We start from the raw sequence: 14,097 nt of genomic DNA on the forward strand, positions 1-14,097 counted from the left end.
ACGTACGGCATGCCGTACGTCCGGGCGCCATGCGTGGCGGTGTGCGTCGGCGCCTCGTGCCGACACTCGGAGGTGTGCTGGTGCTCGGCGTGCGGTCGGTGCTGGCCTCATCGCCGCGCCGGGACCTGCCCTATGGCGCGCTCTGGGCGACGTTGCCCTTGCCGAAATCCGTCGCATTCCACGAAGACGCGCTCGAACAGCGCTACGAAGCCGCCAGCCGCATGGCCGGAATCATGCCGTCCGGCAGCGTGGCCGAGGGGATGCAAAAGACTGTCACCTATTTCTGGTCCATTCGCGGCGACCAGCATGAGGCCTGGTGCGCTGCCCCGCTGACCCATTGGCGCGATGCTGCGCTCGCCCTCTGGCCGGAGACCGAACCCCTCCTTGCCCCCCTCAAGACCCACACCGAGCTCACCTTTGCCCGCTATAGCCACCGGACGCACTGGCCCGCCGTGTCAGGCCGCATGGTCCACCTCGGCGACAGCTGGCACGCCGCCAGCCCGCAACTGGGGCAGGGGGCCAACATGGCCCTGCTGGATGCCTGCGCGCTCGCCCGCGCCATTGGCCGCAAACAGGATGTCCGTGATGCGCTGGCGGACTATGCCCGGATGCGCGCAGGCCATGTACGCCTGTTCCAGCTGATGAGTTTCCTGTTCACGCCGGTCTACCAGTCGGACTCGCGCGTCCTGCCCTGGCTGCGCGACTGGCTCGCCGCGCCGGTCAGCCGCATCTGGCCCGGCCCGCAGGTTTTGGCGGCGATGGTGTCAGGCGGCCTCGGCGCACCGCTCTGGCGTCTGGGCCTGAAGCCCGGTCGTTAGCGTTGGCAGGTGCCGCAGTAAAAGCTCGACCGCCCGGACTGCACGATCCGTTTCACATTGGCGCCGCAGGTCTTGCAGGGCTTGTGCTCGCGGTCATAGACATCGAACCTGTGCTGGAAATAGCCCAGCTCCCCACTGGCACTGGCAAAGTCTGAAATCGACGAGCCGCCGGCATCGATCGCCTCGGCAATCACCTGGTTAATCGCAGGCGCCAGCCGCGCGGCGCGCTGGCCGGGAATGCTGGATGCCTTTCGCTTCGGGGATATGCCGGAACGGTACAGCGCCTCGCAGACATAGATATTACCGAGGCCGGCGATGATCGACTGGTCCAGCAGGGCCGACTTGATCGGCGTCGCCTTGCCCTTCAGTGCCGTGTCCAGGTAGGCCGCCGAGAAACCGTTCGACAGCGGCTCCGGTCCCATCGCGATCAGGCGCGGATAGGACTCGAACGTTGCGGCGGGCCACAGCTCCATGAAGCCGAACCGGCGTGGATCATTGTAGGTAACAGTGTGCCCGTCTTCCATGTGGAAGACGACATGGTCATGGCGCGCATCCCCGCCCGTCGCGTGCTGGAAGTCTGCCGTGGCGCCGCCGCCCACCGTAAACCGCCCCGTCATGCCAAGATGCATGACCAGCACTTCGCCTGTCGAGAGATCGGCCGTCAGGAATTTCGCGCGCCGTCCCAGCCGCTCGATCCGCGCGCCGCTGACACGCTCGGCGAACCGGTCGGGGAAGGGAAAGCGCAGGTTGGGCCTGTTCTGCAGCAGGGACAGGATCGTCCGGCCCTCCATGACAGGGGCAAGTCCGCGGCGAACTGTCTCGACTTCAGGTAATTCAGGCATTCTTATCGCATATAGCCTATGACAGTCAGGGCAACTATGGTGGCGCGCATGTCAGAGACGAAAACAGAGCGCAAGGTCTCTTTCGGGTTCGAAGAGGTGACGGAGTCCGAGAAGGTCGCCCGGGTGAAGGGCGTATTCCGTTCGGTCGCCTCGCGTTACGACCTGATGAACGATCTCATGTCCGCAGGTGTGCACCGGCTCTGGAAGCATGACGCGATGAACAAGCTGAACCCGCAACCGGGTGAGCGCCATCTGGATGTCGCGGGGGGTACGGGCGAACTGGCGCGGGCCTTCCTCGAACTCGCCGACAAGGCCGGCAAGCGGCGCGGCATCGCCGACAAGGCCACGGCCATTGTCTGCGATATCAATGATGCGATGCTGGAAGCCGGCAAGGCGCGCGCTGACAATGCGAAATGGGAGGGCCGGCTCGACTGGGTCTGCGCCGATGGCCAGAACCTGCCATACCCCGACCGCACGTTCGATGCCGTCACCGTCTCATTCGGCATCCGTAATTTCGCTGACAGGGTCGCCGGCTTGAAGGAATTCCGCCGTGTGCTGAAGCCGGGCGGACGCTTGGGCATTCTTGAATTCAGCCACATGACGGCGCCTGCGCTTCAGGCCGCTTATGACACTTACAGCTATAACGTGATCCCGCGCCTTGGCAGCCTCGTCGCTGGCGACAAGGAGAGTTACCAGTATCTCGTGGAATCGATCCGTCAGTTCCCGGATCAGGAAACCTTCCGGGCTGAAATGGAAAACGCGGGCTTTGCCCGCGTTTCCGTCACCAATTTTTCCGGCGGCATCGCCGCCCTGCACTTTGGCTGGGCGGTCTGATGCGAAATCATTTAGTTGCCATCGACCTTGATGCCGTCTTCGCCGACAGAGATTTCAAGATCGGCATTGGCGCTGTTGTCCTGCGTGAAATAGTACACGCCGAAACCCACCATGCCCACCAGGATCGCACCCACCAGGAAATACAGAAAGCCGTTCGAATTCGTGTTTGAGTCAGCCATGACAGGCCCCTTGTTTTGTTAGTATCAGGTCCACAACGCACCAGTCTCAGGGATGGTTCCCGTCCGGACAGCGCTCGCTGATGGGCGCCGTAGCCGACTATCTGCGCCTGATGCGGGCGGGCACGTCGCTGGCCCGGCATGACGTAATCCTGCCAGCAGACTACCAGTCGCGCCTGCCGGTCCCGGCGCGCATTGCCGGGGGCGTGCTGCGCGTGATCGGCGGCGGTGCCCGTGGACGCCCGGGCGAACGCCTCGCCCGCGCCCTCGAGAAGCTCGGGCCCGCCTATATCAAGCTCGGCCAGTTCCTCGCGACACGCCCGGACGTATTCGGCTCCGAAGTGACGACCGATCTCAGCCGCCTGAAAGACAAGCTGCCGCCATTTTCGGGAAAACTGGCCCGTGCCGCCCTGGTCGAGGAATTCGGACTCGAAGAGGCGAACCGTCTCTTCCCTGATCTCGGGCCGCCCATCGCCGCCGCTTCGCTCGCGCAGGTTCACAGGATGGAGACGGCGGGCGGCGCTCGCGCGGTGAAGATCCTGCGGCCCGGTATTGAAGGCCAGCTGACCCGCGAACTCTCCGCCATGAAGCGGGCCGCGCGCACGATTGAAGGCGTATCCGTCGAAAGCCGCCGTCTGAAGCCGGTCGCCTTCACCGACACCATTGCCGCTGCCATGATGCGCGAGACCGATCTTCGCCTCGAAGCCGGCGGTGCCGACGAGATGCGCGAACTCAGCGAAAAGAGCGGATATTTCCAGGTCCCGAAAGTCGACTGGGATCGTACAGGCCGGCGCGTGCTGACGACCGACTGGGTTGAAGGTACACCACTGACGGACCCGGCGGCGCTGGCAAATCCCGCGATTGACCGGGTCGCGCTCGCCAATGACATCACGCGCGGCTTCCTCACCCATGCCATCGAGCACGGCGTCTTCCATGCCGACATGCACGAAGGCAACATCATCATCACGCCGCAAGGCAAGATCGCCCTCGTCGATTTTGGCATCATCGGCCGCATCGGCATGACTGAGCGGCGCTTCCTGGCCGAAATCCTCTGGGGGTTCCTGAAGCGGGACTATACGCGGATCGCCGAAGTCCATTTCGAGGCGGGCTACGTCCCGTCGACCCAGTCCGTCGGCGATTTCGCGCAGGCCCTGCGCTCGATTGGCGAGCCGGTGCATGGCAAGCCGGCTGAAGAGGTCTCCATGGGCCGCGTGCTCCTGCAACTGTTCGACTATACGCACACGTTCGGCATGGCGATGCGTCCGGAACTCGTTCTCCTCCAGAAGACCATGGTCCAGGTCGAAGGCGTCGCCCGCGCGATCGATCCGGGCCACAATATCTGGAACGCGTCCGAGCCGGTTGTCGGGGCTTGGGTGAAGCGCAGTTTCGGGCCGGAGGGCGCCGCGCGCCTGATCAGCGGCAATTTGCGGGAAGTGACCAACCGGCTGAAACGCCTGCCGGAAGTCATGGACCGGTTCGAGGCCTCGCTCGATGGACCTGCCACCCCCTTGCCACCCCCTCGCGACCGCTTTGCCCCCTGGTGGGGATGGTTCGGCCTCATCACCATTCTCGCCCTGATCGCCTATGCCGGTGTCGCCAGCCTCGGCTGACTGGCCGTCGATGGCGTATTGCGCAGGCATCACTCCCGCGCAGGGTGTAAGTCCTTAATCCGCGTTAACGAATGCAGTACGCTTTGCCTTTCCGAGTCGGAAGGGACGCGTCATGAAGCCATTCCTGTTTGCCGCTGCGAGCCTCATCCTGCTGGCCCCAGAGGCGCTGGCCCGCGACCTCATCCGTGTCGGTACACAGGCAGAACACGCCGGCCTGTTCCCGCAATCGGCTGTCTGGTCAGCCCCGGACCTGTTGGGCGGACCGCGCCGCACCGCTTCGACCGCGTCCAGTTCCGCCCGGATCATCACCGTCGCGCCCGGGCGCGATCAGTCATCCAGCAGCATCCGCGTGTTCCGGGGCGGTTCGGTGACGCAGACAGGCAAGGCAGGCACCGCCAATGCCGACCAATCGCTCACCGGGAAGACTGTGATCCGCCTCAAGAAACCGCCGCGCAATCCCTACAAGACCGTGATCGTCTATGCGCCACAGTCAGTTCGCGCCGTCCGGGCGCGCCGGAATCCTGACTGAATCGCCCTATTTCTTTACCAGTCGCCACGCTTTCACGGGGTTTTGTGGGGTTTGTGCAAGGAATTTGCGCTAAGAAGGCGTCAGCAACCTATCTGAAGGTCCATGGAACAGAAGCGCATCCTCCTTGTCATCGGCGGCGGCATTGCCGCCTACAAAAGCCTTGAGCTGATCCGTGAGTTGGGTCGGCGCGGCATTGCGAGCCGCTGTATCGTGACCAAGGCAGGCCAGGAATTCGTGACTCCGCTGTCGGTGTCGGCGCTGTCCGGCGACAAGGCCTATACCGAGCTCTTCGATCTCGATGAAGAAGCGGAGATGGGCCATATCCAGCTTTCGCGCTCGGCCGATCTCGTCGTCGTCTGTCCTGCCACGGCAGACCTGATGGCGAAGGCCAATGCCGGCCTGGCCAATGATCTCGCCTCAACCATGCTGCTCGCCACCGACAAGCCGGTCCTCATGGTGCCCGCCATGAACGTGCGCATGTGGCAGCACGCGGCCACGATCCGCAATGTCGCCCAGCTGCGCGCCGATGGCGTGATCGTGATGGAGCCGGACGAAGGGGCCATGGCCTGCGGTGAGTTCGGTCCCGGCCGCCTGCCGGAACTGCCCGCCATCGTTGCAGCCATCGAAGCCCGGCTTGAAGGCCAGGGGCAGGGGGCCTTGTCCGGTTTCCACGCCCTCGTCACGGCTGGCCCGACACGCGAGCCGCTCGATCCTGTGCGCTATCTCTCCAACCATTCCTCTGGCCGTCAGGGCTATGCCATTGCTGTTGCGCTCGCCGCACAGGGGGCGAGTGTCACACTCGTGTCAGGTCCCGTTTCGCTTGCGCCGCCGCGCGGCGTGACGCTGGTGAAGGTCGAGACCGCGCGCCAGATGCTGAAGGCGTGCGAAGAGGCCTTGCCGGCCGATGTGTTTGTCTCCGTCGCCGCTGTCGCCGACTGGCGCCCGGCCCGGGCCGCCACCAAGAAGCTCAAGATCAAGGGCGCGGGCAGCGAAGCGCCTTCCATGGAACTAACCGAAAACCCCGACATCCTGAAAACCCTGTCGAACAAGCGCAAGCACAGGCCGCGCCTCGTCATCGGCTTTGCCGCCGAGACGCATGATGTCGAAGATTTTGCGCGCGCCAAGCTCGACCGGAAGGGCTGCGACTGGATTGTTGCCAATGACGTGTCTGGCGATGTGATGGGCGGCGCTGAGAACCAGGTCGTGCTGATCTCGCATGATGGATCGGAGCGCTGGCCCCGTATGGGCAAGGACGATGTGGCCCGCCGCCTCGCCAGCCGGATCGCTGCAGAGCTGACCGGTGATGATGGCGGCGTGCGTCTCGCGGCCGAATAGGCCCGTGCCTTGACTCGCGCCCGCGGCTGACGCACTCGCCCGTCATGATCATACGCCCTTACACCCTGTCCGACCTGCCCGAACTTTACGTCATCAACCAGGCCGGTGTGCCAGGCGTCGGGGACGAGACCGAAGCGACGCTCGGAAAATGGCTGGGCCTGCATGACGCCCGCGTCGCTGCCGATGCCTCGGGCAAGCTGCTGGGTTTCATCAACCTGCTGCCACCCGGTACGATGGAATATACCAGCGCCAACCTTCGCTGGCTCGAAGCCTGGGGCGACGATTTCATCTATGTTGACCGGATCGCCATTGCCGAAACGGCGCGTGGCCAGCGGATCGGCGAGGCGCTCTATGCCGCTGCCTTCGCCGCCTATGCCGGAACTACGTCATGGATCACCTGCGAAGTGAACCTGCGCCCGCCCAATCCCGGCTCGCTCCGCTTCCATGACCGCCTCGGCTTCCGGGAGATCGGCCGCCGCAGCTATGCGGACGATACAAAGGAAGTCGTCTATCTCGCGCGCCCGCTGGCTTGACTCAGGCACGCGACTCAAACACGCCTGCGATCATGAAAAAAGTCACCGTGAATATCTGTCCGTTGCCCCATTTCGACGGGCTCGACCTGCCCGCTTATGAGACTGCCGGTTCCGCCGGGATGGACGTGCGTGCGGCCGTGCCGGCCGACGATGCCCTCGTCCTGATGCCGGGTGCGCGGGCCATGGTACCCACGGGTCTTAGCGTGGCGATCCCGGCAGGCTACGAGATCCAGGTGCGCCCGCGCTCCGGTCTCGCCGCCAAGCACGGCCTCACCTGCCTCAACACGCCGGGCACGATAGACAGCGATTATCGCGGCGAGATCAAGGTCATCCTGATCAATCTCGGCGACGCACCTTTCACCATCGCGCGCGGCGAACGGATTGCCCAACTGGTGCTGGCACCGGTCACGCAACTCGGCTGGAAACAGGTCGATGGCCTGGATGAAACCGACCGGGGGGCTGGCGGTTTCGGATCGACCGGACAATAATAGGCCTTGCAACGGGCGGTATTCTGCCCATATATCGAATATCGATATAACTTGGAGGTACTTCAAATGGATCCTTTTCAGATGGTCGTGATCATCGTGGTGATTTCTGTCGCCGCGAGCACGTTCAAGAACTACCTCCAGATGAAGGAAAACCGAAAGGCGGATGCGGCCTCGGAGGCCGATGTTGCCAACCTGCGGTCCGACGTGGCGCGCCTCAAGGAACGGGTTCACGTTCTGGAGAAGATCGTGACGGATGGTGACCGCCAGCTTGCTGACGAAATCCGCAAGCTCGCCTGATCGAATCTGTTAACGCTGTTAACAAAATTGCCCCATTGCGGTCCATGGGATGCTAAAACTTCACCTGTAAAAGAGGCGCCAAACGGAGGGACACCGTATGGCGACGTTTGGGAAGAAAAAAGCACGCAGCTCATCGGCTGGCGTCTTCGGGATGCCCGCGCACCCGTCGGGAAATCTCTCCCCTGAAGCCCAGGCTTTCCTTGAGGCCGAGCTCAGTATGCGTCAGGAAAAGACCGACGCCTCTGCCTTTCCCATGCCACCAAAGACGCTCCAGGCCGCAGACGCATCAGCGGGCCAGGCCGATTTCGCCAGCCGTGTCTTCGCGCGCTGGTTCGGAAAATCCTCGGCGTCCGGCTGATCCTGGAGTCATTTGGCGTGATCGCCTAGATGAGCGCACTGTCTTCCTTGGCGAACCTGGCCAGGAGATAGGCATCTGTATCCTCGATGGTCTCGAGTTTCCCGAATGCGAAGGCCTCACGGTCGAGCACGAGGTCACGCGGGCGTAGTTCGCGGCTGATTTCCAGCCCCTCCAGCGTGCGGGCACGCGAGAAGGCGACATATGCCTGCCCATGGGCAAACATGCCGCTGTCGAAATCAATGAACACCTTGTCCAGCGTCAGGCCCTGCGCCTTGTGGATCGTCACGGCATAGGCGAGGCGCAATGGCACCTGCTTGAACGTGCCGACCACTTCGCGTTTCACCTTCTTGGTTTCCGGGTCGAGATCGTAGCGGTATTTTTCCCAGGCCGACGGCTCGATCTCGTAGACGCGGCCCTCAATCGACACGATCACCGTTCGCCCTGAAAAGCCTTCAACCGTCGCCAGCGAACCATTGACCCAGCGCCCTTCGGGATCATTGCGGATCAGCATGACCCGTGCGCCTTCCTTCAGTTCAAGGTCGGCCTCGGTGGGATAGGATTTCTCGTCGAACTGTCCCTGCACCTCGGCGGGGAATGTTCTGGGTTTGCTCGTCAACCCGGCAAGGCGGGCTTGGTTGATCCGGTTGGCATTGGCATTGTTCGGCGTCAGCACGACATGCGTCTCGGATGCATCAACCGCGCTGCGCGACGAGACGACACTTCGCAAGATGGCCTCGTCCATCGGCGTGACCCGGCCCGTGCGCAAGGCGCCCAGCAAGGCGAGGAAGCGCGGGTCTTCCTGCCGGAACACATGTTTCAGCGCCAGCAAGGCAAACTCGGCGTCCTTGAACGCGGGGGCATTGAAGAAATAGCTCCCGCCATAGCGTTGCTGCAGGATCGGCGCCTCGCTGTTGGAAACAACCGGCGGCAACTGGTGCAGGTCGCCCGACAGGATCATCCGCACGCCACCGAATGGGCGCTTCGACATGCGGTTGAGCTTCAGGCTGCGGTCAATCGCGTCCAGCATGTCGGACCGCACCATCGAAATCTCGTCAATGATCACGGTTTCCACGGCCTTGATCAGGCGGGTCGAGCGCAGCCGTTTGATATCGGCCGGTTCGACCAGGCGCGGCGGCAGCTTGAAGAAGGAATGGATCGTCTGGCCGCCGGCATTCATCGCAGCCACACCTGTCGGCGCGAGGACGACAGCTTTTTCACCGGCTTCTGCAAGGAACTTGCGCAGCATCGTGGTCTTGCCGGTGCCGGCCCGCCCGGTGAGGAACAGGTTGCCCTGCGCCCCGGCGCCGGTGGCGACCCATTTGGCGGGTGTGGCGTAAAGGGTCTCAGGATCTGAAGCAGGCGTCTCGGTCATGCCCCCGCTTAACGGGGTTTTTCCCCAATGGCGAGGGCAGGGCGCGTTGGGTCACATGGCTGGACCGGATGCAATCGCTCATGCGGGCGGCTGAATAGATTCTATCGGTTCAGCTGCGCTGCGCCCCATGCACCGATCCGCGCAATCGCGGCGCGCGAGTCGGCGAGAAAGGGATAAAAGGCCTGGAACACGTGGGGCATGTGTGGCCAGCATTCGAGCGTGACCGCGATATTGGCGGCCCCGGCGCGTTCCGCCACGGCCACACTGTCTGAATAGAGCATTTCGGCCGTGCCAACCTGGACCAGCATCGGTGGCATGCCGGTGAAGTCGCCACAGGCTGGCGAGACATAGGGATCGTCAGTGTTGCCGTCTGCACCCAGATACTGGTCGACATACCAGTTCAACGCCTCGCGGCTGACCATGAGGTCTGCCTCGGCCTTGGTGTCGTAGCTTGATCCGACCTGGTTCAGATTGGTCCATGGCGACAGCAGCACAAGGCCGGCCGGCATTCTCAGGCCCGCATCGCGCGCCTTCATGGCGGATGCGAGCGCAAGGCCGCCGCCCGCGCTGTCGCCTGCGATTATGACGTCGCCCGGCGTGTGGGTTTCCAGGAGTTCACGATAAGCGGCAACGGCATCGTCGACCCCGGCCGGGTAACGATCCTCGGGGCCCATGCGATAATCGAGCGACCACGCGTTTGCGCCCATGGCGTCGCAGATATGCGAGACGATGCCGCGATGAGTCTCCGGACTGCCGATGACATATCCGCCGCCATGCAGGTAAAGCAGCGCCTTGCCCGCGACGGCGGAGGGGGAACGGAAGGCAAGCGCCGGTCGCCCGCCGAGCGTCGCTTCCGAAATCTCCACCGTTTCCAGCGCAGTCATAACGGCCGTTGTGGCCAGCATTCCGGCGCGTCGTTCTTCGACCGTTGCATTCGCATCGCCTGCGACGGAACTTGCACGCAGCATGGCGTTGATCTGATCAATCCCGATATCCATGAGCGCGCCTTTCAAGGGCTGATGAGCCGCACCTGCGTACCGGAGCGTGAAGGCTTCGCATCGGCCATGACATGCCAGCCCAGTTTTTCATAGGCATGACGCGCCGGCATGTTCTGTGTGTCGACGTCAAGCGTCAGGGGCTGTTTGGCCTCGGTGCGGGCGACATCGAGCAGGCCGCGCCCGACGCCGCACAGGCGCCAGTCTTCTTGCACGAACAGGTGATCGACATAGCCAGTCGAGACATTCAAGGTCAGGAATCCGATGACCCCTGCCGATGGCTCGACCGCGACCAGCACGCGGGCGCTGGCAAAGGCATTTTGCAGGGCGGGCAAAAAGGCCTGCCACTCACCCCGCCACGGAAAGGCGCGAAGACAGTCCCGGAAAATACGCAGGCACGGCACACGGTCGTTCCTGACGAACGGCCTGATGCTCCATCCGGCTCCGGCATGCCTGTACATGCCAGGCAGACTAAGGACAGGCGGTGCCCACGTCCACCCGGAAGGCGACGCAAAAATCAGTCGGCAGAGCAGGGGGTCAGCTGGACGCCGCCATTGCCACTGATGGATTGCATCAGGCCCATCGAAAGGAAGTTCCTGAAATAGGTTTCAGAGATCGAATCCTTGGCGTCCTGTGTCGCCTTGGCCTGTTCGGCGGGCGGGAGGGTTTTAATCAGGGCAACCTGTTCAGCATACAGGTCCGTGACGTCGCCGACGCCGATACGGGCCGACTCCTCGTCCCACTCGCCGCCATCTTCGGCGATGATGACATGGGGGGCGCCACTGTCACCTGCCATCATGCTGCGGAACAGCAATACCCAGCCCACGCTCTCGGGATTCCCCAGACGAAACTTTTCAACAAAGGTCAATTCGTGCGTCATCGCCCCGAACGAATCCTCGGTCTCTTCGGACTTTGTGTGCGCGTCGGCGGTCTTGAGGACCAGTGTGTCGCGGGTGCACGAATCGTCACCAATGGCGCTGTAGGCCCGGATATCACCCACGGTTGCTTCAAACGCGTTCTTTTCCATGATGAGCCCCGCGGCGACGGCCTTGCCGAACGCTTCGGTAAACTCGATCATCACCTTCACGGTCGGTGCATTTCCCTCCAGTTCAGGCGGCACAGGACGGCAGGGTTTGCCATTCGAGGGGCGCTCGCGGCAGGCCAGAGTAACCGTCTTGTCCGCCAGTGTTTCCAGCGGGTTGCCGACTTCCCAATAACTGTAGCCCTTGGAGTCCCGAATACGCGCGATCTCCTTGTCCAGCACCGCGCGTTCCTCCGGCGTGTAGTGGAACACCTCGCCCCAACGCAGGCTTCCCAGGACATCGACATGCGCAATCATGCGCCAATACTGGTCCATCACGAACATGGTGACCTTGTGTTCCTGGGGCGGGGCGGTGCCGTCCGGCTGTTTGCAGGCAAAGCCGCTGGCGCTGGCTGTGGCTTGCGCCAGCGCGGCGTCCACCTGGCCGCGGACGTCTGGCGCGACCATGGCTTTCAGGTCGGCCGCCTTCATGCCCAGCATCGATTCCGCTGCCAGCACATACATCGGATCGGTCCAGTCGCACTTCTTGGCCACCGCCGTGGCCTGCGCCATGGTCGACAGGTCTGCGAGGATGACATTCGGATTTGGCGGCGCGGCCGGCGCGCTGCCCGGGGCTGGCGCCTGGGCAAATACCGGCGCGGCCATCAAGGCCAGCCACACAGCCGCGATCGAAAATCTTGTACGTCGAATCATTGGAACACCCCCACAATATGTTCCGCGCGATTCTACTCGTATTTTGCGGCCGGACACCAGCCCTGTTTGGGCAGGCGCCAGCCTACATCTGCATCGTCCAGCCTTCGACACCCATGGCCGCCTGACGGACGGCTTCGGAGAGTGTCGGGTGGGCATGGCTGGTGCGGGCAACGTCTTCAGACGCGGCGCCGAATTCCATGGCAACGCAGATTTCGGCAATCAATTCACCCACGCCGACGCCGATCATATGCGCGCCCAGAATCCTGTCAGTACCTTTTTCGGCAAGGATCTTCACGAAGCCGACGGTCTCGTGATTGGTGCGTGCGCGCGAGTTGGCCATGAAGGGGAACTTGCCTTTGACATAGTCGACGCCTGCGGCTTTCAGTTCTTCCTCGTTCTGGCCGACCCAGGCGATCTCCGGATTCGTGTACACGACGCTCGGCACGAGATTGTAATCGACATGGCCCGCCTTGCCGGCAATCAGTTCGGCGACGGCTGTGCCATCATCTTCGGCCTTGTGTGCCAGCATCGGCCCCGGAATGCAGTCTCCGACCGCCCAGACACCGTCAGTCACTTTGAATTGGCCTTCCACGGGCTGGATCACGCCGCGCTTGTCGGGGCTGACACCAATGCTCTCAAGCCCAAGGCCGTCCGTGTACGGGCGGCGTCCGACAGCAACGATCACGACATCGGCATCAATCGTCTCGCTGTCGCCGCCCTTGGCGGGCTCCATGCTGAGCTTCAGCTTGCTCTTCAGTTTCTCGACACCGGTGACTTTCATGCCGAGGCGGAAGTCGAGGCCTTGTTTCTTGAACGCCTTCTGGGCTTCCTTGGCCACTTCTGCGTCAGCGGGCGGCAGGATACGGTCGAGATATTCGACCACGGTCACTTCGGAACCCAGCCGCGCCCAGACCGAGCCCATCTCGAGACCGATCACGCCGGCGCCGATCAGCACCAGCCGCTTCGGCACGGAGGTCAGCGACAATGCGCCCGTATTGGTGACAACACGCTCTTCGTCGATCTCGATGCCGGGCAGGTTGGTCGGCTCAGAACCCGTGGCAATCACGATATTTTTCGTTTCAAGCACGGTTTTCTTGCCGTCAGCGCCGGTGACTTCCACCTTGCCCTTGCCGACGATCTTGCCCTTGCCGTGGATGCGATCGACCTTGTTTTTCTTCAGCAGGAATTCGACGCCCTTGGTCAGGCCGTCAACGGCCTCTTCCTTCTGGGCCATCATCGTTGGCAGGTCGAGTTCCAGCTTGCCGACCTTGATGCCCATGCCGGCAAAGTCGTTCTGCGCCGAGGCATACATCTGCGACGCGTGCAGCAGGGCCTTGGACGGGATGCAGCCGACATTCAGGCAGGTGCCGCCCAGTTTGCTGTGCATCTCGATACAGGCGGTCTTCAGACCAAGCTGTCCGGCGCGAATGGCGCAATTGTAGCCGCCGGGGCCGCCACCGATAATGACGACATCATAGGTCTCTGACATGGGATTTTCTGCCTTGCTGAAGGAGCCTCTAGGGCGAGTGCCTGCAACCTAGGCATTTTGGTTGCGAAATCAATGCGGCGGCTGATGCGCTTTCAGGCTTTCCGCCGCTTGATCACAAAAAGAGCAATTGTCAGGACGATCAGGAGCGCTGAGAAAATCGCCTCGTCCATCCACATCGCCGGATCCGCGCCTGACGCGGCCATGAGGACGGGCAGCAGCAGGAACAGGACGGTACCGACTGCGGCGAGCAATGCGCCGCCTGCGCGCTGCGCCAGGGCGAGGAGGGCGCCAATCAGTATGATCGACGCGCCAAGGATGCGAATCAGGCTGGTCGGAGGTTGCAGCAGGGCGTCGCCCAGTGGGCTGCCCCGGCCGGTGATCATGATCACGGCCGACAATCCTTGCCACAAAAGCCAGGCAGACAGCAGTGACAGTGCAGCGGCGGCGAGCATTCTCGTATTCATCTGGACGTGCCTCCCATGGCCTCTGCCTCAGGCTAGGCTGTCGCGGGAGAGTCGGCAATCACCAATCAGAACAGGCGAATGGTACGCGGCTCGTTGCGTTTGGCATTCATGCGGCGCCCATGCGCGGCGAAACTCGCGCGCTGGCGGGCAATGGCGGCAGGCACGAACACGGGTTTCGGCGGCGCCGAACGGGGCCGGATAATGGCGACCGAGGGTTCGGGC

Annotated in this window: 17 protein-coding genes; 9 read left to right on the forward strand and 8 right to left on the reverse strand. The window is 63.0% G+C overall.

What is annotated here, in order from left to right:
* Window positions 1–818 (forward strand): FAD-dependent monooxygenase (locus AADA04_RS00075; RefSeq protein WP_340691184.1); only part of this gene is annotated, 818 nt, incomplete at its 5' end.
* On the opposite strand, the gene mutM is transcribed toward AADA04_RS00075, so the two are convergent.
* Window positions 815–1,660 (reverse strand): bifunctional DNA-formamidopyrimidine glycosylase/DNA-(apurinic or apyrimidinic site) lyase, encoded by an 846-nt coding sequence (gene mutM / locus AADA04_RS00080; protein WP_340691185.1) that lies wholly within the window; start codon window positions 1,658–1,660, stop codon window positions 815–817. The two genes, AADA04_RS00075 and mutM, sit on opposite strands and share 4 nt — an antisense overlap.
* Before the next feature lie 48 nt (window positions 1,661–1,708).
* Between mutM and ubiE the strand changes: the two genes are divergently transcribed.
* Window positions 1,709–2,494: a bifunctional demethylmenaquinone methyltransferase/2-methoxy-6-polyprenyl-1,4-benzoquinol methylase UbiE gene (gene ubiE, locus AADA04_RS00085; RefSeq protein ID WP_340691186.1), complete on the forward strand. Its 786-nt coding sequence runs from the start codon at window positions 1,709–1,711 to the stop codon at window positions 2,492–2,494.
* Between the two features lie 11 nt (window positions 2,495–2,505).
* On the opposite strand, the gene AADA04_RS00090 is transcribed toward ubiE, so the two are convergent.
* Window positions 2,506–2,673, reverse strand: a complete 168-nt coding sequence (locus AADA04_RS00090; protein WP_340691187.1) for a hypothetical protein — start codon at window positions 2,671–2,673, stop codon at window positions 2,506–2,508.
* Window positions 2,674–2,753: 80 nt separating this feature from the next.
* Between AADA04_RS00090 and AADA04_RS00095 the strand changes: the two genes are divergently transcribed.
* The 7 genes from AADA04_RS00095 (at window position 2,754) to AADA04_RS00125 (ending at window position 7,820) form a co-directional block, all read left to right on the forward strand.
* Entirely contained in the window at window positions 2,754–4,280 is a 1,527-nt protein-coding gene (locus AADA04_RS00095; RefSeq protein ID WP_340691188.1) for an AarF/UbiB family protein, read from the forward strand.
* Between the two features lie 112 nt (window positions 4,281–4,392).
* Entirely contained in the window at window positions 4,393–4,809 is a 417-nt protein-coding gene (locus AADA04_RS00100) for a hypothetical protein (protein WP_340691189.1), read from the forward strand.
* A 102-nt stretch (window positions 4,810–4,911) separates the two neighbouring features.
* Window positions 4,912–6,144, forward strand: coding sequence for a bifunctional phosphopantothenoylcysteine decarboxylase/phosphopantothenate--cysteine ligase CoaBC (coaBC, locus tag AADA04_RS00105; protein WP_340691190.1), 1,233 nt, complete (start codon window positions 4,912–4,914; stop codon window positions 6,142–6,144).
* A 44-nt stretch (window positions 6,145–6,188) separates the two neighbouring features.
* Window positions 6,189–6,677 carry a GNAT family N-acetyltransferase gene (locus tag AADA04_RS00110; protein WP_340691191.1) on the forward strand — a complete coding sequence of 163 codons (489 nt, stop codon included), beginning with the start codon at window positions 6,189–6,191 and terminating at the stop codon, window positions 6,675–6,677.
* 32 nt (window positions 6,678–6,709) lie between these two features.
* On the forward strand, window positions 6,710–7,165 hold the full coding sequence (dut, locus tag AADA04_RS00115) for a dUTP diphosphatase (RefSeq protein ID WP_340691192.1): 456 nt from the start codon (window positions 6,710–6,712) through the stop codon (window positions 7,163–7,165).
* Window positions 7,166–7,231: 66 nt separating this feature from the next.
* Window positions 7,232–7,462, forward strand: a complete 231-nt coding sequence (locus tag AADA04_RS00120) for a hypothetical protein (protein WP_340691193.1) — start codon at window positions 7,232–7,234, stop codon at window positions 7,460–7,462.
* A gap of 97 nt (window positions 7,463–7,559) precedes the next feature.
* On the forward strand, window positions 7,560–7,820 hold the full coding sequence (locus AADA04_RS00125) for a hypothetical protein (protein ID WP_340691194.1): 261 nt from the start codon (window positions 7,560–7,562) through the stop codon (window positions 7,818–7,820).
* Window positions 7,821–7,845: 25 nt separating this feature from the next.
* On the opposite strand, the gene AADA04_RS00130 is transcribed toward AADA04_RS00125, so the two are convergent.
* The 6 genes from AADA04_RS00130 to AADA04_RS00155 form a co-directional block, all read right to left on the reverse strand.
* Window positions 7,846–9,192, reverse strand: coding sequence for an AAA family ATPase (locus tag AADA04_RS00130; protein WP_340691195.1), 1,347 nt, complete (start codon window positions 9,190–9,192; stop codon window positions 7,846–7,848).
* Window positions 9,193–9,293: 101 nt separating this feature from the next.
* Window positions 9,294–10,190: an alpha/beta hydrolase gene (locus AADA04_RS00135; protein WP_340691196.1), complete on the reverse strand. Its 897-nt coding sequence runs from the start codon at window positions 10,188–10,190 to the stop codon at window positions 9,294–9,296.
* Window positions 10,191–10,201: 11 nt separating this feature from the next.
* The gene (locus AADA04_RS00140) at window positions 10,202–10,648 is read right to left on the reverse strand and encodes a GNAT family N-acetyltransferase (protein ID WP_340691197.1); all 447 of its coding nucleotides are present in this window, start codon (window positions 10,646–10,648) and stop codon (window positions 10,202–10,204) included.
* A gap of 56 nt (window positions 10,649–10,704) precedes the next feature.
* Entirely contained in the window at window positions 10,705–11,922 is a 1,218-nt protein-coding gene (locus AADA04_RS00145) for a hypothetical protein (RefSeq protein WP_340691198.1), read from the reverse strand.
* A gap of 82 nt (window positions 11,923–12,004) precedes the next feature.
* On the reverse strand, window positions 12,005–13,411 hold the full coding sequence (gene lpdA / locus AADA04_RS00150) for a dihydrolipoyl dehydrogenase (protein WP_340691199.1): 1,407 nt from the start codon (window positions 13,409–13,411) through the stop codon (window positions 12,005–12,007).
* A gap of 92 nt (window positions 13,412–13,503) precedes the next feature.
* Complete coding sequence (locus AADA04_RS00155) at window positions 13,504–13,875, reverse strand: hypothetical protein (RefSeq protein WP_340691200.1); 372 nt, start codon at window positions 13,873–13,875, stop codon at window positions 13,504–13,506.
* Window positions 13,876–14,097 lie beyond the last annotated feature (222 nt).

The organism is Hyphomonas sp. (genome assembly GCF_037969335.1).
GTDB lineage: Bacteria > Pseudomonadota > Alphaproteobacteria > Caulobacterales > Hyphomonadaceae > Hyphomonas.